Here is an 18,482-nt window from a genome sequence, read left to right on the forward strand (position 1 = left end):
CGAATGCGGCAAAAACACCTAGGCTGTTCGGATCGAATTGTTTCAGGAGGAATTTACGCATGCGTTCACTTCGCCGGGTCGCGATTCTGGGCGGCAACCGAATCCCTTTCGCCCGCTCCAACGGTGCCTACGCCACTGTCAGCAACCAGGCGATGCTCACGGTCACGCTGGAGGGCCTGACAGAACGCTACCGCCTGCACGGTTTGCGCCTGGGTGAAGTAGTGGCCGGTGCGGTGCTCAAGCATTCGCGCGACATGAGCCTGACCCGCGAATGCGTGCTCGGTTCGCGGCTGTCGCCGCAGACACCGGCCTACGATATTCAGCAGGCTTGCGGTACCGGGCTGGAGGCTGCCCTGCTGGTGGCCAACAAGATTGCCCTCGGGCAGATCGACAGCGGTATCGCCGGTGGCGTCGACACCACATCCGATGCCCCGATCGGGGTCAATGAGGGGTTGCGGCGCATCTTGCTGCAGGCCAACCGCGGCAGGACTCTGGGCGAGCGTTTGAAGCCCTTCCTACAGTTGCGCCCGGGCCATCTCAAGCCCGAGCTGCCACGCAATGGCGAGCCGCGTACCGGGTTGCCGATGGGCGAACACTGCGAGCGCATGGCCCAGGCCTGGCAGATCGGTCGCGCCGAGCAGGATGAGCTGGCTCTGCTTAGCCATCAGCATCTGGCAGCGGCCTACGCCGAGGGTTGGCAGGATGACCTGCTGACACCGTTTCTGGGCCTTACGCGCGACAACAACCTGCGGCCGGACTTGACCCTTGCGCAGTTGAGCAAGCTCAAGCCCGCGTTCGACCGCAGTGGCTTGGGCACACTCACAGCAGGCAATTCCACACCGCTGACCGATGGTGCGTCGCTGGTGCTGCTGGGCACAGAGGAGTGGGCGCAGGCACAGGGCCTGCCGGTGCTGGCCTATCTGGTCGATGGCGAGACTGCTGCGGTGGACTTCGTCAAGGGCCAGGAAGGGCTGCTGATGGCGCCGGCCTATGCGGTGCCGCGGCTTCTGGCGCGCAATGGCCTTACCCTGCAAGACTTCGATTACTACGAGATCCATGAGGCATTTGCTGCCCAGGTGCTGTGCACGCTCAAGGCCTGGGAGAGTGCCGAGTTCTGCCGCGAGCGGCTGGGGCTGGATGCCCCCCTGGGTGCGATCGATCGGAGCAAGCTCAACGTCAAAGGCAGCTCATTGGCGGCAGGGCACCCGTTTGCGGCGACCGGGGGGCGGATCCTGGCAAACCTCGCCAAACTGCTGGCGACGGCAGGGAAGGGGCGAGGCTTGATTTCGATCTGCGCGGCGGGCGGGCAAGGGGTGACAGTGATCGTCGAGCGGTAACTGCCTGAAGGGCTGCAGGGTCGCGATGGCGGGTGTTAGGCTTGTCTGGTCAGAACTACAAGAACTCACCATGCCGATTATAGGACACCCCCGCGCCATCCCTGCCCTGGTCCATTTGCCCAGGCCGCTCTATGCCCGTGCTGAAAGCTTGGGGGCCGGCTCCTGGACCACCCGCCACAGCCACGACTGGGTGCAGTTTTCCTATGCGATCAGCGGCGTGCTGGGTGTCTACACGCGTGATGGCAGCTATTTCGCGCCGCCGCAGTGGGGCGTGTGGATCCCTGCCGACGCCGAACATGAAGTGGTGACGTCCGGGCGGGCGGAAATGCGCAGCCTGTACATTCGCCGCGACGCTTGCCCGTGGGCTTCGGCGCAGTGCCGGGTATTGGAAGTGACCCCGCTGGCGCGTGAGTTGATAAAGCAGTTTTGCGTGTTCCCGCCGCACTATCCCGAAGGCGACAGCGTGGAAGGCCGCTTGGTCTCGGTGCTGCTCGACCAGCTTCGTACGTTGCCTGAAGTGGGGTTTTCCCTGCCACTGCCACGGCATACAGGCTTGCTGGCGCTGTGCAACAGCCTGATAGCCGCGCCGGATCAGGTGCAGACCCTGCAGCAGTGGGCCCGCCAACTGCAGTGCTCGGAGAAGACCCTCATGCGCCTTTTTCAGCGAGAGACGGGGTTGAGTTTTCGCAACTGGCGTCAACGCATGCGGCTATTGTCGTCGCTGGCGCTGCTGGAGACGGGGGCGAGCGTGACCGAAGCGGCGCTGGGCTGTGGCTATGACTCGACGTCGGCCTATATCGCCGCCTTCAAGCAATTGTTTGGCTCGACACCGGGTGAGTTGACGTTGTAGCAGGGGTACCGGCCTCTTCCCGATAACTCGCGAAGAGGCCGGTGCAGACAACCGGTCAGGTACGGAAGCGTCGTACCAGCGAATCCAGCTCATTGGACAACCCGGCCAGGCTTTCCGAGTCCTGCCGCGCCGCCTGAGCCAGGTCGGCCACCAGCTGCGCATCACCGTGAATCTGGCTGATATGGCGGTTGATGTCTTCGGCAACCTGGTGCTGTTCTTCCGCTGCGGTGGCGATCTGCGTGTTCATGTCGCGGATGATGTCCACCGACTCGCGTATCTGGCCAAAGCTGTCGCGGGCCAGGCCAATGCGGCTGACCGACTGCTGCGACACTTCCAGGCTGGCATGCATCTGCTCGGCCACTTCGGCGGTACGGCTGGCCAGGTTGCCAAGCAGCCCGTCGATTTCAGCAGTGGAATCGGCGGTGCGCTTGGCCAGCGCCCGGACCTCGTCGGCAACTACCGCAAACCCACGGCCCTGTTCGCCGGCGCGGGCGGCTTCGATCGCAGCATTGAGCGCCAGCAGGTTGGTCTGTTCGGCAATCGAGCGAATGGTACCGAGGATCGACTGAATGGCATTGCTGTCGCGCTCCAACTGCTGAATCGACTGCGCCGATTGCTCGATCTCCTGGCTCAGCCGGTCGACACTGCTGACGGCCGCATCGATCTGCTGCTGGCCTTCGCGGGCCTGTTGCTGGCCGCTGTCGGCCGATTGCGCGGCCTGGCTGCAGGAGCGGGCAACCTCGTTGGCGGTGGCGACCATTTCGTGGAATGCGGTGGACACCATGTCCACCGCTTCGCGCTGGCGCCCGGCGGCCTCGGCCATGTCGCTTGAAACCTGAGTGGAGCTGGTGGACGTGCTGAGGATCTTGCTCGCCGCCGCGCCGATGTGCTGGATCAGGCTGCGGATGGCACTGAGGAACTGGTTGAACCAGCCGGCCAGTTGCGCGGTTTCATCACGCCCACGCACCTCCAGGTTGCGGGTCAGGTCGCCTTCGCCCTGGGCGATGTCTTCCAGGCCACTGGAAACACTGTTGATGGGGCGCACGATGAGTTTGGCGAAAGTGGCACCGACCACGGCGAACAGCGCGGCCAGCACCAGCGCGACGCCGCCGATGAGCCAGGTCAGGCGGGTAGTGGTTTGCATCACTTCGCTTTGTTGGATCAGGCCTATGAAGGTCCAGCCGAGTTTTTCGTCGGGGTAGACGTTGGCCATGTAGCGCACGCCGCCAATGTCGACTTCAGCCAAACCCTTGCCGGCCTTGGCCAGCTCGGCATAACCGTCGCCGAAGCTGGCCAGCTGTTTGAAGTTGTGACTGGCATCGCGCGGGTCGACCATCACGTTACCGTTGTTTTCCATGAGGATCAGGTAGCCGCTTTCGCCCAGCTTGATCTGCTGGACGATCTCGGTCAGGCCCTTGAGCGATACGTCGATGTTGACCACGCCACCGGGGCTGCCCAGCTGGTTGGCAACGGTACGCACGGTGCTGACCAATACGGCATCGTCGCCGGCCCAGTAGTAAGGGGCGGTGCGCAGGGTCTTGCCAGGGTTGGCCATGGCCGCCTGGTACCAGGGGCGGGTGCGCGGGTCGTAGTTGCTCATGTTCGGGTCGCCTGGCCAGAAGGCGTAGCCGCCGTCTTGCAGGCCATAGGACACGTAGGCGTAGTCCGGATGGCTCTTGGCCAGGCGCGTGAACAGCTCGAACAGTGTCTTGTCCTGTTCGCTCGGGGTGATTTGCGCGGCGTCGGCGCCTATGTGTTTCTTGACGTTGTCGCTGCTACCGGTGACCTGCGGGAGGCTGGCCAGGTAGTCGACGTTCTGGGTGATGCCCTGGAAAAACAGGTTCATCGCGTTACTGACCTGGCGGATTTCCCGGCTGCTGCCGTCAAGAAAATCCTCGCGGGCTTCGCCGCGCAGGTTGATGACCACCAAGGTGGCTACGAGGACGATGGGCAGTGCGGCGATGACCGCGAATGCCCAGGTCAGTTTCTGTTTGATGTTCATCGACGCTCCCGGAATTTATTTTTTTCGACACGCGAGGCAGGTAGAAACTGTATCGGCAGCGTCCGGGTTTTTTTGAATGAAAATGCCCGTATTTATTGGGTCTAGGCGCATTTGGCGACTATTCGGTCGGCTTCAGGCTAATATGGCATACCAAATGTCTGGGCGTGGTGGTCAAACGCGTCAGTGACAGCACTCGCCCCCTTGTGCGAGATCTTTGAGTATCGGGCAGTCAGGCCGGTCATTGCCTTTGCAGTGGGCTACCAGTTCGCTCAATGTGTCACGCAGGCTGGCCAACTCCTCAATGCGCCGGTTCAGTTCATCGATGTGTTGCAGAGCCAGAGCCTTCACATCAGCGCTGGCGCGTTGCCGGTCCTGCCACAGGGTCAGCAGCTTGCCCACCTCTTCCAGGGAAAACCCCAGGTCGCGTGAGCGCTTGATGAAGGCCAGGCTGTGCAGGTCCTCTGGCTGGTACAGGCGGTAGCCGCTGTCGCTGCGGGTGGCCGGTTTGAGCAGGCCTATGGCTTCGTAATAGCGGATCATCTTGGTGCTGAGCCCGCTGCGGCGGGCGGCCTGGCCGATATTCATGGGGCCTCCTGCGAGGTGCTGGTGGGTTTCCAGGTCTTGAGCCACAAGGCATTGCTCACCACGCTGACGCTGGACAGCGCCATGGCGGCACCGGCCAGTACCGGGTTCAGGTAACCCAGTGCGGCCAGTGGGATGCCGATGAGGTTATAGATGAATGCCCAGAACAGGTTCTGGCGAATTTTCGCATAGGTCTTGCGGCTGATTTCCAGGGCGGCAGGCACCAGGCGTGGGTCGCCACGCATCAGTGTGATGCCGGCTGCCTGCATGGCCACGTCGGTGCCCCCGCCCATGGCGATGCCGATATCGGCGGCGGCAAGCGCTGGGGCATCGTTGATACCGTCGCCGACCATCGCCACCACACCGTGCTTTTTCAGTTCGGCTACCGTGGCGGCCTTGTCGGCTGGCAGCACTTCGGCGTGCACGTCATCGATGCCTAGGGTATCGGCTACCACCTTGGCGCTGCCGCGATTGTCACCGGTCAGCAGGTGGCTGCTGATATGGCGCTTGCGCAGGGCTGCGATGGCCTGGTCGGCACCGGGCTTGATGCTGTCGCCGAAGGCGAACAGCCCCAGCACGCGAGGTTGTGCGCCTCGTTCAATCAGCCAGGACAGGGTACGGCCTTCGGCTTCCCAGGCCTGTGCTTCTGTGGCGAGGGCGCCGGGTTGCAGGTTGCACTCGTCGAGCAGGCGCCGATTGCCCAGCGCCAGTTCGCGGCCTTCCACCCGGCCAGCGATGCCGCGGCCGGTAAGCGACTGGCTGTCGGCTACCGTGGGAACCTTTAGGCCTTGCTCGGTGCAGGCGTCGAGTACCGCCTTGGCCAAGGGGTGTTCGCTGCCACGTTGCAGGGCCCCCGCCAGGCGGTGCAACTCGGCACTATCACCGACCAGGGCCTGGCTGTGGACAACGCGCGGGCTGCCGGAGGTGAGCGTTCCGGTTTTGTCGAACACCACGCGGTTCACCGCATGTGCGCGCTCCAGCGCCTCGGCGTCCTTGATCAGGATGCCGTGGCGCGCGGCAACGCCTGTACCCGCCATGATCGCTGCAGGTGTGGCCAGGCCAAGGGCGCAAGGGCAGGCAATCACCAGCACGGCAACGGCATTGATCAGCGCGGTCTCCAGCGGGGCGCCGGCCAGCGACCAACCGATCAGGGTCAGCAGTGCGATGACCAGCACGGCCGGGACGAAGATCTGGCTGACCCGGTCCACCAGTTTCTGGATGGGCGCCTTGGCCGCCTGGGCGTCTTCGACCAGGCGGATGATGCGGGCCAGCACGGTTTCTGTGCCCAATGCCCTGGTGCGCACCAGCAGCCGACCCTCGCCGTTGATCGCGCCGCCGGTAACGCTATCGCCGGGTTGCTTGGGTACTGGCAGGCTCTCGCCGCTGATCAGGGCTTCGTCAGCGTGGCTGCTGCCTTCTTCCACTTCACCATCGACCGGGAAGCGCTCCCCTGGCTTGACCAGCACCAGGTCACCGAGCCGCAATTGGGCAATTGCAACGTCTTCTTCATGGCCATCGAGCACCCTCATTGCGCGCTCTGGGCGCAGCGCTTCGAGGGCCCGTATGGCGCTGGCGGTCTGGCGTTTGGCCCGGCTTTCCAGGTACTTGCCCAGCAACACCAGGGCGATCACCACCGCCGATGCCTCGAAGTACAGGTGCGGGGCCATCCCGGCAGATGCCTTGGCCCATTGGTACAGGCTAAGACCGTAACCGGCACTGGTGCCCAGCGCGACCAGCAGGTCCATGTTGCCGGTGCCGGCGCGCACAGCCTTGTAGGCCGCCACATAAAAGCGTGCGCCAAGGATGAACTGCACGGGGGTGGCCAGCGCGAATTGCGCCCAGGCCGGCAGCATCCAGTGCAGACCAAACGGTTGAAGCAGCATCGGCAACACCAGGGGCAGGGCCAGCAAAAGGGCAGCGCCGACGGCCAGACGTTCGTTGCGCAGGCGGCGCTGGACGGCTTCCTGGTCATTGTTGACCGACAGCGGCAGGCTGGCACTGTAGCCGGCCTTTTCGACCGCGCCGAGCAGCAGGTTGTCATCAACGCCCTGCAGCACCTGAAGGTGGGCACGTTCGTTGGCAAGGTTGACACTGACCTGTTCAACGCCCGGTAGTTTACCGAGCGCGCGCTCGACTCGGCCGACGCAACTGGCGCAGGTCATGCCATCGATCTGTAGCTCTACGGTGCGGGTCGGTACCTCGTACCCGGCGCCGCGCACAGCCTCGACCAGGGCGGGCAGGCTGCCGGCCGGGGCCTGGACCCTGGCCTGTTCGTTGGCGAGGTTGACGCTGACCTGTTCAGCGCCGCTGACCTTGCGCAGAGCGCGCTCGACCCGGCCGGCACAGCTGGCGCAGGTCATGCCGCAGATCGGCAGGTCGAATACAGTGGATGCGGGCATGGCTCTCCTCCTTGGACAGGCCACCAGCATCAACCTTGCCATGTGGGGAAGGTCAATAGTCCAGGTTGGCTCGCCTCAGTACCAGCCCATTGTGGCCCATGGCAATGCGGTACTTGTTGATCTGGCCCGCCTGCAGGGTCAGTCGCGTGCTGCGCTGGTCTTCCAGGCCGGGCGCGCAGCCGGGCATCTGCCCCGGCAGCAGGCGCAAGCGTACATCAACAGGGCCGGGCGGCAGGTTGAAAGAGGTCGACTGTTCCTGGAATACGCGCCCGGAAAGCTGGTCGTTGAGGTAGACACCGATTTCGCAGCTGGTGGCCACTTCCAGGCGTTCGCGTGAAATGATCAGCACGCTGTAGTCCGAGTTGCCTTCGGCGCTTGCCGGTGGCACCGCGGCCAGCGTGCCCAATAGCCCGACAACGCCCAGTGCTGTCCTGAACATGAAGAATCTCCTGCTTGCCGAATCGTCAAAGGCGCAGCTTGGCCGAGGTTGGTGCGGATTTCCAGCCCGGCCGTTGGATGCAGAACTTGACCTTGCCCCGATGGCAAGCTTGAAACTGAGTTAAACCCTGAAGGAGGCAACACCCATGCAAGTGTTCAACGTACAAGGCATGACTTGTGGCCACTGCGTTAAGGCGGTGACCCGCGCGGTGCAGGAACAGGATGCAAACGCCCAGGTCGAGGTCGACCTGGCCGGCAAGCAGGTGCGTGTGCAGAGCGCTCTGGGTGCTGAGCAGTTGCTGGCTGCGATTCGTGAAGAGGGCTACCAGGCTGAGGTGGCTTGAGTTGGAAGGGGCCGTGTTTGCGGCCCTGTTTTGTTGCAAATGTTTTCATGCTGATACTGTCCACTGCAGGTAGACTTACGCACTTGCTTAGCCTGCTATGGATTCCTGATGAACCTGCGAATGGTGCTTATCCTGGGCGCACTCAGTGCGTTCGGGCCGCTGGCGATCGACTTCTACCTGCCCGCCTTCCCGGCCATGGCGCAGGCGTTCGCCACCGACGAAAAACATGTCCAGACCACTCTGGCTGCCTACTTCCTCGGCTTGTCGCTGGGGCAACTGGCCTATGGGCCGATGGCCGACCGCTTTGGCCGGCGCAAACCGCTGCTGTTCGGCGTAGCGCTGTTTACCCTGGCGTCGCTGGCCTGTGCCTACGCGCCTAACCTCGACACGCTGATCCTGGCACGCTTCGTCCAGGCGTTGGGCGGCTGCGCCGGCATGGTGTTGTCACGGGCCATCGTCAGCGACAAGTGCGACCCGGTGGCGTCGGCCAAAGTGTTCTCACAACTGATGCTGGTGATGGGGTTGGCGCCCATTCTGGCGCCGATGCTCGGCGGCGTACTGGTTAACCTGGCTGGTTGGCAGTCGATTTTCCTGACATTGAGCCTGTTCAGCGCTGCTTGCCTGGTGGCGGTCGGCCTGGGGTTGCCCGAGAGCTTACCCGCGCATATGCCACGCCAGCCTTTATCCGGCGCATTGCGCCAGTACGTGCGGTTGTTGGCTGACCGCACGTTCTTTGGCCATGCCCTTACAGGGGGGATCGCCATCGCAGGTATGTTTGCCTACATCGCGGGTTCACCTTTCGTGTTCATCAAGCTCTACGGTGTGCCGGCCGAACACTACGGCTGGCTGTTCGGTACCAATGCGGCAGGTTTCATCCTGGTGGCGCAGATCAACGCGCGCATGCTGGCTAAGCGTGGTCCGGCCTTCCTGCTGGTGCGTGCCGTCTGGCTGTACCTGGTCGCGGCCCTGGCGTTGCTCGCTGTAGCAGCGCTGCGCCCGGCTGAACTATGGCCATTGCTGGTGCCGCTGTTCATCTGCATCGCCAGCCTGGGCTGCATCATCCCCAATGCTTCGGCGTGCGCCATGAGCGGCCAGGGCGTACGCGCCGGCAGCGCCTCGGCCTTGATGGGGTGCCTGCAATTCAGCGTCGCCGCAGGCGCGGCAGCTTTGGTCAGCCTGCTGCATGACGGCAGTGCAGTGCCCATGGCGTTGGTAATCAGCCTGTGCGGGGCACTGGTGGTCAGTGTTGCGCTGTTGACCCGGCGCTTGCAGGCCACGCGTCCGGCTTGAGCGGGTGAGGCGCGCGCAAACGGGCTTCCAGCGTGACGACGAAGGCACGTGCTTCTGCTTCGCTGCGGAAGCTCACCACATGCTGGTCGAGCCTGACCTCCCAGGGGCAGTTGGGGTTGCGGTTGGACGCACTGACGATAATCTCCATCGCGGCATACCTCCGAATGGTGGGGAGAGCGGGTCAAGTGTAGCGCTGCGGTTACGTGGTGCCAGGGCATGAATGGGTGTCCTGACTGGCGGTCAGGGCATTTTCCGGCAGGGGCGTCGGACGCTTCCAGATGCAATTTCTGCAGGGTGTCGAACCTTCGCTTTTATTTGCGCTATTTATGGAACGGCGCTGTCGGCAGAGTCGCTGCCCGCACGGGGCCATTCTTCCTCGTGCGTTGTTTCTTCCCCTTTATTTCGCGGTCTGATGCCTGTCACCTAAAACTGAGGCGGGGGTCGTTCGCCTATCTCAATGGATCAAGGGTTGCCCTACCCATCCCCCTTTGACCCAAAGGTCTGTCTGCACGGCTGCTAGAGCGGGCTTTCATGCGGCTTATACTGACCCCGGTGCCAGGCCGGTAGCAGCTAGGGGGCAATCGGCGTTGCCAATGTTGGCCATTGGAATTCAGATGTGATCTTGCAGGGAGTTAAAGGGACATGAATACAGTCAGCAGTATCAGTCAGATTGCCGGCCTGATGGCCGACCCCAAGCGGAGCGCCATGTTGTGGGCGCTGATTGATGGCACGCCGCGACCGACCGATGAGCTGGCGATGATGGCTGGGTTGACCTCCTCCTCGGCCTGCGCCCATTTGTCATTGCTGTCTTCGGCAGGCCTGCTCAGGCTTGAGGCGCGCGGTCGCAAGCGTTACTTCCGGCTGGCGACGCCCCAGGTGGGCGCAGCCGTAGAAGCCTTGGCCAGTGTGCAACTGGGTAATGACAGGGGCGCGCAGGCCAAGCCGCTGCCGATGCCAATGTCGATGCGCCGGGCGCGTCGCTGCGCTGATCACCTGGGCGGCGAGCTGGCCGGTGAGCTCTATCACCGATTGGTGGTAGCAGGCTGGCTGGAGGGCAGCGTGCATCAGATGATGGTCAGTGAGAAGGGCCGGGCGCAGTTGGCAAGCATTGGCGTCTATATCGATGCACTGGCACCTCAGCAGCAGCGCGGTTGCGTGATCTGCCACTGTAATGAGTGGAGCGACCAGGGGCCTCATCTTGGCGGTAGCCTGGGGCAGGCCTTGCTCACCTTGTTCCTGCAATCGGGATGGATACGTGAGGCCGAGAATACGCGGGCATTGCAGATCTCGGCCCTGGGGATTCAGCAGATCAATCGCATTGCCCGCGTTCCGACGTTGCAGGTGGGGTAACCGCAACGCCGTGTCCGGTCAGACCAACCGTGCGTCCAGGCTGTTCTGCGCGAGGCGGCGAGCCTGGTCTTCGGTCATGCCCAGGTGAGTGTGCAAGGCATGGAAGTTTTCGGTGACGTAGCCGCCGAAGTAGGCGGGGTCATCCGAGTTCACGGTCACTTTCACGCCGCGCTCGAGCATGTCGAGGATGTTGTGCTGGCTCATGTGGTCGAACACACAGAGTTTGGTATTGGACAGTGGGCACACGGTGAGCGGGATCTGCTCGTCGATGATGCGTTGCATCAGGCGCTCGTCTTCCATGGCGCGCACGCCATGGTCGATGCGCTTGATCTTGAGCAGGTCGAGGGCTTCCCAGATGTACTCGGGTGGTCCTTCCTCGCCAGCGTGGGCCACGGCCTCGAAGCCTTCGCTGCGGGCACGGTCGAAGACGCGCTGGAACTTGCTCGGCGGGTGGCCTTTCTCGGAGCTGTCCAGGCCTACCGCGATGAACGCGTCGCGGAAGGGCAGGGCCTGGTCCAAGGTTTTCTGTGCTTCTTCTTCGCTCAGGTGGCGCAGGAAGCTCAGGATGAGGCCGCTGCTGATACCCAGCTGCTCACGACCATCCTTGAGTGCCTGGTTGATACCATTGAGCACCACTTCGAACGGGATGCCACGGTCAGTGTGGGTCTGTGGGTCGAAGAACGGTTCGGTGTGGATGACATTCTGCGCCTTGCAGCGCTGCAGGTAGGCCCAGGTCAGGTCGTAGAAGTCCTGCTCAGTGCGCAGCACGTCCGCACCTTGGTAATAAAGGTCGAGGAATTCCTGCAGATTGTTGAAGGCGTAAGCGCTACGCAGGGCTTCGACGTCGTTCCAGGGCAGGGCGATCTTGTTGCGCTCGGCCAGGGCGAACAGCAGCTCGGGTTCCAGTGAGCCTTCCAGGTGCAGGTGCAGTTCAGCCTTGGGCAGGGCGTTCAACCATTCATACATAGTGGGTGTTCTCAAATCAGGTACGGTTGCCGCCATTCTACAGGGCCAGGCCGGGCATTGCGCCCGGCCTGGCCCTGCATTGTTTCAACCACCGATCAGGTTCAACTCACCAGACGAGCGATTCGCCCTTGTAGTTGATGAAGCGCAGCCCGCCATTGCCGCTTTGCGCCTTGATCTGTTCGAGCATGCCTTGGGTACTGGTGAGTACGTCGATTTCGGCGTTCTCGCCGCCCATGTCGGTCTTTACCCAACCCGGGTGCATGGCCAATACGCAAAGGCCAGGTCGCTGCAGATCGACCACGAAGCTGTTGATCATCGAGTTCAGGGCGGCCTTGCTGGCCTTGTACAGGCAGACCTCGCCACCGTCGGGGATGGTCACGCTACCCAGGATCGAGCTCATGAACGCCAACACGCCCGAGCCTTCACGCACCTGGCCGGCCAGGCGTCGGGCGACGCGGATCGGCGCCACGGCGTTGGTCATGAACAGGTCGCCGATTTCACTGCGCTGCACGGTTTCCAGGTCCTGCGGCAGCGGCCCCATGACGCCGGCATTGACGAACACCAGGTCGAAGACTTCGCCATGCAGGCGCTGCTTCAGGCCATCGAGCTGTGCGGTGTCGTTCATTTCCAGCTGCTCGACGCGCACCCCAGGCACTTCGCCGAGTGCGCCGGTTTTTTGCGGGTCACGCACCGTGGCTGTAATGTTCCAGCCATCTTCGTGAAGGCGCTGCACCAGGCCAAGGCCAAGCCCGCGGGAGGCGCCGATGATGAGGGCAGTTCGTGGAGTGGTCATAGGAGCATTCCTGTCGCGGTAGAAGAAAAGGATTTGAGCATACTTCAGCCTGGCGTCATGCGCCGCATCAACACTGGTCAAGAAATGAGCAACGGCGTTTGGCTGTGTGCGCCCGGGTGCTTCGCTTGTTGGCTAACGGGTTATCCACAGGCTATTCCACAGTTAATGTGTGCAAACTACCAAGCGGCCGTAGTGTTATACGCTTGACGATTGGGGATAACTCTTGACAGCTCAGCGGGTCGAGCTTTTCATCATGCAGTGGTCAAAAAACGCTCAATGCTCTGCAGGCCTTGATGGGCGTGGCCTGCATCAGAGTGCCCCAAGCTTATCCACAGGCAGGCCCACAGTTGTTGTGGGCAAAGGTCAGCAGGCTTCCAAGAGGATGCGCCCGCGGCTGAGGTCGGCCAGTTGCTGTTGCAGCGCGCCGATGTGTGCTTCGCCTACCGCAATGTGCAGATCCACCCCGTTGGCGGTGAACCGTTCTTCCAGCACCAACGCGTCGACTTCTGCCAGGCGCAGTTTGACCAGGGCCAGTTCGCTGAAGCTGCAGCTGCAGCGGTACTCGCTGCGTTGCACCAGCAGCCTTTTCGGCGCCTGCTGCAGGCACTTGTTGGCACCGCCACCATAAGCCCGGGCCAGGCCGCCGGTGCCTAGCTGGATGCCGCCGTACCAGCGGATCACCAATACCACGACCTGGTCACAGTCCTGGGCTTCGATAGCAGCCAGGATTGGCCTGCCGGCCGTGCCGCCGGGTTCGCCGTCATCGCTGCTGCGGTATTGCCCGCCCAGCTTCCAGGCCCAGCAGTTGTGCGTGGCAGCCGGGTCGCTATGGCGTTCAATGAAACCCATCGCCTCGGCGGCACTGGATATCGGGCCGGCGAGGGTAATGAAGCGGCTTTTGCGGATTTCCTCGCGAAACTCGCAGAGGTCGAGCAGGGTAGAAGGCATAAGTCGATGTCAGGCACTCGGCGCGATGCCGCACCCCTTGAGGATGATGTGGATAAGGTTGTTGCTCGCATCTTCCATGTCTTGCTTGGTCAGGCGGCTGCGGCCGGTCACCTGGCAGATCTGGGTGGCGAAGTCGGCATAGTGCTGGGTGCTGCCCCATAGCAGGAATATCAGGTGAACCGGGTCTACCGGGTCCATCTTGCCTGCCGCGATCCAGGCCTCGAACACCGCCGCCCGGCCCCGGAACCACTCGCGGTAGTCGGCGCTGAAGTACTCGGTCAGGCAAGTGCCTCCGCTGATCACCTCCATGGCGAAGATCCGCGAGGCTTGCGGATTGCGCCGGGAGAATTCCATCTTGGTGCGGATGTAATGGCTCAACGCAGCACCGGGATCGTCATCGACGCTCAAGGCGTTGAAGGTGCTGTCCCAGAGCTCGATGATGTTGCTCAACACGGCAATGTACAGGCCGAGCTTGTTGGTGAAGTAGTAATGCAGGTTGGCCTTGGGCAAACCGGCCTTCAGCGCAATGGTGTTCATGCTGGTGCCCTTGAAGCCATGGCGGGCGAACTCGTCTTCGGCGGCCTGGATGATGGCCTGTTCGTTCTTCTGGCGGATGCGGCCAGCGGGCTTGCCCGAGGCGGATAGGCGATGCGCAGGGACTTCTAGGGTCATGGACGATTCCGTACAGGTCTGTGGCAACGGATGTCGGACAAGATTACCTTCCTGCGCTCAAGTAACAAGCATTAGCGTCACAAGCAGGCATCAGCGTGTCGCAGCCAGGCTTTCAAGGAAGCTTTCCAGTACCAGGTTCGGCCGCCGGCCCTTGCGCGTTACCCAGCTCAGGCTCAGGTCATAGAAGCGCTGCGAGGGCTTGAGGGCGCGCAGGCGACCTTGCTGAACCCAGAACGTGGCGTAGTGGTCGGGCAGGTAGCCGATGTAGCGGCCGGTAAGGATCAGAAATGCCATGCCCTCACGGTCCGAGGCGCTGGCGGTGCAGTTCAGGGCCTGATAATGGGCCTGAATTTCGGCGGGCAAGCGGAAGGTCGGAGCGATCGCCTCCTGGCTGTTGAGGCGGGCTTCGTCGATCTGTTGATCGTCGGCATAGAACAGCGGATGGCCAACCGCGCAATAGAGCAGCGAGCGTTCGCTGTACAGCGGTTGGTACTCAAGGCCGGATAGCGGGCTGGTCTGCGGCACCACGCCGACATGCAGGCTGCCATCGAGCACACCCTGCTCGACCTGGCTTGGGGCGATCATGCGGATCTGGATGCGCACCTCGGGGCCGCGATCCTTGAGTTCGGCCAATGCATGGGTGATGCGCATGTGCGGCAGGGTCACCAGGTTATCGGTCAGGCCGATGTTCAGCTCCCCGCGCAGATGCTGGTGCAGGCCGTTGACTTCGGTACGGAAGGTTTCCAGCGCACTGAGCAGTTGCAGGGCCGAGTGGTAAACCTCGCGGCCCTCCTCGGTCAGCGAAAAACCGGCGCGGCCACGCTGGCACAGGCGCAGGCCCAGGCGTTGCTCCAGGTCATTCATCTGCTGGCTGATGGCCGAGCGGCCAATGCCCAGCACGTTTTCGGCAGCCGAGAAGCCGCCGCACTCGACCACGCTGCGGTAGATCTTCAGCAGGCGGATGTCGAAATCGCTGACTTGGGCGAGTGGGTCGGGACGTCGGCTCATAAGTTTAGTCTTGCGCTACCTGAAGATTAGAAATGTAGTCTTTTTCAGACTTTATCCACGTGCGAATTTAGCTGCAACAACATCCATCGTTGCCTATTCGTTTTTCGAGGAACCGCCGATGAACATGCCCGAGACCGCTCCTGCCGGTATCGCAAGCCAGCTCAAGCTGGATGCGCACTGGATGCCTTACACCGCCAACCGCAATTTCCATCGCGACCCACGGCTGATCGTGGCGGCCGAAGGCAATTACCTGGTCGATGACAAAGGGCGCAGGATCTTCGATGCCTTGTCGGGCCTGTGGACCTGTGGTGCCGGGCATACCCGCAAGGAAATCACCGAGGCGGTTGCACGTCAGCTCGGCACCCTGGATTACTCCCCTGCCTTCCAGTTCGGTCACCCGCTTTCGTTCCAGTTGGCCGAGAAGATCACCGCGCTGACCCCCGGTGACCTGAATCACGTCTTTTATACCAACTCCGGTTCCGAGTGCGCCGATACCGCGCTGAAGATGGTCCGCGCCTACTGGCGCCTGAAGGGCCAGGCCACCAAGACCAAAATCATTGGCCGTGCCCGTGGTTACCACGGTGTGAACATCGCTGGTACCAGCCTGGGTGGCGTAAACGGCAACCGCAAGATGTTTGGCCAGCTACTGGACGTCGACCATTTGCCGCACACTGTGCTGCCGGTCAATGCCTTCTCCAAAGGCCTGCCGGAAGAGGGCGGCATCGCCCTGGCTGATGAAATGCTCAAGCTGATCGAACTGCACGATGCGTCGAACATCGCAGCTGTGATTGTCGAGCCGCTTGCGGGTTCGGCTGGTGTACTGCCGCCGCCTAAGGGCTACCTGAAGCGCCTGCGTGAAATCTGCACCCAGCACAATATCCTGCTGATCTTCGACGAAGTGATCACCGGCTTCGGTCGCATGGGCGCCATGACGGGTTCTGAGGCCTTTGGCGTGACCCCTGACCTTATGTGCATCGCCAAGCAGGTCACCAACGGCGCCATTCCGATGGGCGCGGTGATCGCCAGCAGCGAGATCTACCAGACCTTCATGAACCAGCCGACCCCGGAATACGCTGTGGAATTCCCGCACGGCTATACCTACTCGGCCCACCCGGTAGCCTGTGCCGCCGGTATCGCCGCGCTGGACCTGCTGCAGAAGGAAAATCTGGTGCAGTCCGCCGCCGAGCTGGCGCCGCACTTCGAGAAGCTGTTGCACGGCGTGAAGGGCACCAAGAACGTCGTCGATATCCGTAACTACGGCCTGGCCGGCGCGATCCAGATCGCTGCCCGCGATGGCGATGCCATTGTCCGTCCGTATGAAGCCGCGATGAAGCTGTGGCAAGCCGGCTTCTACGTGCGCTTCGGCGGCGACACCTTGCAGTTTGGCCCAACGTTCAATACACAGCCGCAGGAACTGGACCGTCTGTTCGACGCGGTCGGTGAAGCGCTGAACAAGATCGACTGATCTTTCCGATTCTGACGTAAGGCGCGTGAGCTGTTTGCGCGCCAGCATCAACCTTCTTTATCTGGAGTTTTGCATGAGCATTGTTCAGCACCTGATCCACGGCGAGCTGGTTTCCAAGGGTGAGCGCACCGCCGATGTCTTCAACCCGTCCACTGGCCAGGCAGTACGCAAGGTCGAGCTGGCCAGCCGCGCGACCGTTCAGGAAGCGATCGACTCTGCCAAGGCTGCATTCCCGGCCTGGCGCAACACCCCGCCGGCCAAGCGTGCCCAGGTGATGTTCCGCTTCAAGCAACTGCTGGAGCAGAACGAAGCACGCATCTCGCAGATGATCAGCGAAGAGCATGGCAAGACGCTGGAAGACGCGGCTGGCGAACTCAAGCGCGGTATCGAGAACGTCGAGTTCGCCTGCGCAGCGCCTGAGGTGCTCAAGGGTGAATACAGCCGTAACGTCGGCCCGAACATCGATGCCTGGTCCGACTTCCAGCCGCTGGGCGTGGTCGCCGGTATTACGCCGTTCAACTTCCCGGCCATGGTCCCCCTGTGGATGTACCCGTTGGCCATCGCTTGCGGTAACGCCTTTATCCTCAAGCCGTCCGAGCGTGACCCGAGTTCGACCTTGTACATTGCCCAGTTGCTGCTGGAGGCCGGCCTGCCCAAGGGTATCCTCAACGTGGTGCACGGGGACAAGGAAGCTGTGGACGCGCTGATCGAGGCGCCGGAAGTGAAAGCGCTGAGCTTTGTGGGCTCGACCCCGATCGCCGAGTACATTTATGCCGAAGGCACCAAGCGCGGCAAGCGCGTGCAAGCCTTGGGTGGCGCGAAGAACCACGCAGTGCTGATGCCGGATGCCGACCTGGACAACGCCGTCAGCGCACTGATGGGCGCTGCCTACGGTTCGTGCGGCGAGCGTTGCATGGCTATTTCGGTGGCGGTGTGTGTGGGCGACCAGGTTGCCGATGCGCTGATCGCCAAGCTGGAGCCGCAGATCAAGGCGCTCAAGATCGGTGCCGGCACCTCGTGCGGCCTGGACATGGGGCCGCTGGTGACTGCTGCTGCCCGTGACAAGGTAGTGGGGTACATCGATGACGGTGTTTCTGCTGGCGCCAAGCTGGTGGTGGATGGCCGTGGTTTCCGTGTGGCGGGTAATGAAGACGGCTACTTCGTGGGTGGCACCCTGTTCGACAAGGTGACGCCAGAGATGCGCATCTATAAAGAAGAGATCTTCGGCCCTGTGCTGTGCGTGGTGCGTGTGAACAGCCTGGAGCAGGCCATGCAGCTGATCAACGATCACGAGTATGGTAACGGGACCTGTATCTTTACCCGTGATGGTGAGGCGGCACGCCTGTTCTGTGATGAGATCGAAGTGGGCATGGTTGGTGTGAACGTGCCGCTGCCGGTGCCTGTGGCGTACCACAGCTTTGGTGGCTGGAAGCGCTCGCTGTTTGGCGACCTGCATGCTTATGGGCCGGATGGGGTACGGTTCTATACCCGTCGCAAGGCGATTACCCAGCGTTGGCCGCAGCGTGCGAGCCATGAGGCGTCGCAATTTGCCTTCCCTAGCCTTTAAGGCGTGAGAAGCGAAGCGGGGAGGCCGATAGGCCTCCCCGCTTTGTTTTAGGCGATATCAAGGTTTATTGAAATTAAGCCTTGACGGGCGTCCGAATCCCCTTATAATGCGCCCCACTTCCAGCGTAGTCGGAGCGAGAAACTCCTTGAAATTCAAAGAGTTGCTTAATCCAGGTGGTGCTGGTGGTGCTTCGGTCGTCTGATCGATAGCGGTTGAAATGGTGGTTGACAGCGCTTCTAAACGCTGTATGATTCGCCTTCCGCTACGAGAGATCGCAGCGAGTTAAGTGTCTGAAGTTAAACGAGTTTCTCGGAAAAACTTCAAAATAAACGCTTGACAGGCTCTGAGGAAAGCGTAGAATGCGCGCCTCGGTTGAGACGAAAAGCTCTTAACCAAACGCTCTTTAACAAATCGAATCAAGCAATTCGTGTGGGTGCTTGTGAGTACGGACTGATAGTCAGAAAGATTATC

At 62.0% G+C, this 18,482-nt stretch carries 17 protein-coding genes and 1 pseudogene; 7 read left to right on the forward strand and 11 right to left on the reverse strand.

What is annotated here, in order from left to right; all coding sequences use genetic code 11:
• Positions 1 to 59 precede the first annotated feature (59 nt).
• A complete protein-coding gene (locus tag NGJ21_RS17170) occupies positions 60 to 1,337 on the forward strand; it encodes an acetyl-CoA C-acetyltransferase (RefSeq protein WP_251962433.1) in 1,278 nt (425 codons plus the stop codon).
• 70 nt (positions 1,338 to 1,407) lie between these two features.
• Positions 1,408 to 2,187, forward strand: coding sequence for an AraC family transcriptional regulator (locus NGJ21_RS17175; protein ID WP_046787860.1), 780 nt, complete (start codon positions 1,408 to 1,410; stop codon positions 2,185 to 2,187).
• Between the two features lie 55 nt (positions 2,188 to 2,242).
• Here NGJ21_RS17175 and NGJ21_RS26115 read toward each other — a convergent pair whose 3' ends face one another.
• The 5 genes and pseudogenes from NGJ21_RS26115 to NGJ21_RS17195 all read right to left on the reverse strand — a co-directional run bounded on the left by NGJ21_RS26115 (position 2,243) and on the right by NGJ21_RS17195 (position 7,609).
• On the reverse strand, positions 2,243 to 3,010 hold the full coding sequence (locus tag NGJ21_RS26115) for a methyl-accepting chemotaxis protein (protein ID WP_371928103.1): 768 nt from the start codon (positions 3,008 to 3,010) through the stop codon (positions 2,243 to 2,245).
• 90 nt (positions 3,011 to 3,100) lie between these two features.
• A pseudogene (locus tag NGJ21_RS26120) lies at positions 3,101 to 4,189 on the reverse strand (HAMP domain-containing protein); the annotation flags it as partial.
• A 180-nt stretch (positions 4,190 to 4,369) separates the two neighbouring features.
• Positions 4,370 to 4,774 (reverse strand): Cu(I)-responsive transcriptional regulator, encoded by a 405-nt coding sequence (gene cueR, locus NGJ21_RS17185; protein ID WP_046787862.1) that lies wholly within the window; start codon positions 4,772 to 4,774, stop codon positions 4,370 to 4,372.
• Positions 4,771 to 7,170: a heavy metal translocating P-type ATPase gene (locus NGJ21_RS17190; protein ID WP_251962434.1), complete on the reverse strand. Its 2,400-nt coding sequence runs from the start codon at positions 7,168 to 7,170 to the stop codon at positions 4,771 to 4,773. The genes cueR and NGJ21_RS17190 overlap by 4 nt, the downstream gene beginning before the upstream one ends.
• A gap of 52 nt (positions 7,171 to 7,222) precedes the next feature.
• Positions 7,223 to 7,609, reverse strand: a complete 387-nt coding sequence (locus tag NGJ21_RS17195; protein ID WP_046787864.1) for a hypothetical protein — start codon at positions 7,607 to 7,609, stop codon at positions 7,223 to 7,225.
• 145 nt (positions 7,610 to 7,754) lie between these two features.
• Here NGJ21_RS17195 and NGJ21_RS17200 point away from each other — a divergent pair, with 145 nt between their 5' ends.
• Positions 7,755 to 7,952: a heavy-metal-associated domain-containing protein gene (locus NGJ21_RS17200; RefSeq protein ID WP_046787865.1), complete on the forward strand. Its 198-nt coding sequence runs from the start codon at positions 7,755 to 7,757 to the stop codon at positions 7,950 to 7,952.
• Positions 7,953 to 8,060: 108 nt separating this feature from the next.
• The gene (locus NGJ21_RS17205) at positions 8,061 to 9,242 is read left to right on the forward strand and encodes a multidrug effflux MFS transporter (RefSeq protein ID WP_251962435.1); all 1,182 of its coding nucleotides are present in this window, start codon (positions 8,061 to 8,063) and stop codon (positions 9,240 to 9,242) included.
• Here the strand turns inward: NGJ21_RS17205 and NGJ21_RS17210 are convergent.
• Positions 9,193 to 9,390, reverse strand: coding sequence for a hypothetical protein (locus tag NGJ21_RS17210; protein ID WP_080952191.1), 198 nt, complete (start codon positions 9,388 to 9,390; stop codon positions 9,193 to 9,195). The genes NGJ21_RS17205 and NGJ21_RS17210 overlap by 50 nt on opposite strands.
• 494 nt (positions 9,391 to 9,884) lie before the next feature.
• On the opposite strand from NGJ21_RS17210, the gene NGJ21_RS17215 reads away from it, so the two are divergent.
• A complete protein-coding gene (locus NGJ21_RS17215) occupies positions 9,885 to 10,592 on the forward strand; it encodes an ArsR/SmtB family transcription factor (protein ID WP_046787867.1) in 708 nt (235 codons plus the stop codon).
• A gap of 18 nt (positions 10,593 to 10,610) precedes the next feature.
• Here the strand turns inward: NGJ21_RS17215 and NGJ21_RS17220 are convergent, their stop codons facing one another.
• The 5 genes from NGJ21_RS17220 to NGJ21_RS17240 form a co-directional block, all read right to left on the reverse strand.
• The gene (locus tag NGJ21_RS17220; protein WP_119687808.1) at positions 10,611 to 11,558 is read right to left on the reverse strand and encodes an adenosine deaminase; all 948 of its coding nucleotides are present in this window, start codon (positions 11,556 to 11,558) and stop codon (positions 10,611 to 10,613) included.
• Between the two features lie 106 nt (positions 11,559 to 11,664).
• Positions 11,665 to 12,351: an SDR family oxidoreductase gene (locus NGJ21_RS17225; RefSeq protein WP_115273817.1), complete on the reverse strand. Its 687-nt coding sequence runs from the start codon at positions 12,349 to 12,351 to the stop codon at positions 11,665 to 11,667.
• A gap of 363 nt (positions 12,352 to 12,714) precedes the next feature.
• On the reverse strand, positions 12,715 to 13,299 hold the full coding sequence (locus tag NGJ21_RS17230; RefSeq protein ID WP_119687807.1) for an IMPACT family protein: 585 nt from the start codon (positions 13,297 to 13,299) through the stop codon (positions 12,715 to 12,717).
• Between the two features lie 9 nt (positions 13,300 to 13,308).
• On the reverse strand, positions 13,309 to 13,971 hold the full coding sequence (locus NGJ21_RS17235; RefSeq protein WP_046787871.1) for a TetR/AcrR family transcriptional regulator: 663 nt from the start codon (positions 13,969 to 13,971) through the stop codon (positions 13,309 to 13,311).
• Positions 13,972 to 14,061: 90 nt separating this feature from the next.
• The gene (locus NGJ21_RS17240; protein ID WP_012316368.1) at positions 14,062 to 14,979 is read right to left on the reverse strand and encodes a LysR family transcriptional regulator; all 918 of its coding nucleotides are present in this window, start codon (positions 14,977 to 14,979) and stop codon (positions 14,062 to 14,064) included.
• A gap of 118 nt (positions 14,980 to 15,097) precedes the next feature.
• Between NGJ21_RS17240 and aptA the strand changes: the two genes are divergently transcribed.
• Positions 15,098 to 16,444: an omega-aminotransferase AptA gene (aptA, locus tag NGJ21_RS17245; RefSeq protein WP_046787872.1), complete on the forward strand. Its 1,347-nt coding sequence runs from the start codon at positions 15,098 to 15,100 to the stop codon at positions 16,442 to 16,444.
• Positions 16,445 to 16,517: 73 nt separating this feature from the next.
• Positions 16,518 to 18,011 carry a CoA-acylating methylmalonate-semialdehyde dehydrogenase gene (locus NGJ21_RS17250; protein WP_119687806.1) on the forward strand — a complete coding sequence of 498 codons (1,494 nt, stop codon included), beginning with the start codon at positions 16,518 to 16,520 and terminating at the stop codon, positions 18,009 to 18,011.
• Positions 18,012 to 18,482 lie beyond the last annotated feature (471 nt).

The organism is Pseudomonas sp. Marseille-Q5299 (assembly GCF_943737035.1).
GTDB lineage: Bacteria > Pseudomonadota > Gammaproteobacteria > Pseudomonadales > Pseudomonadaceae > Aquipseudomonas > Aquipseudomonas putida_E.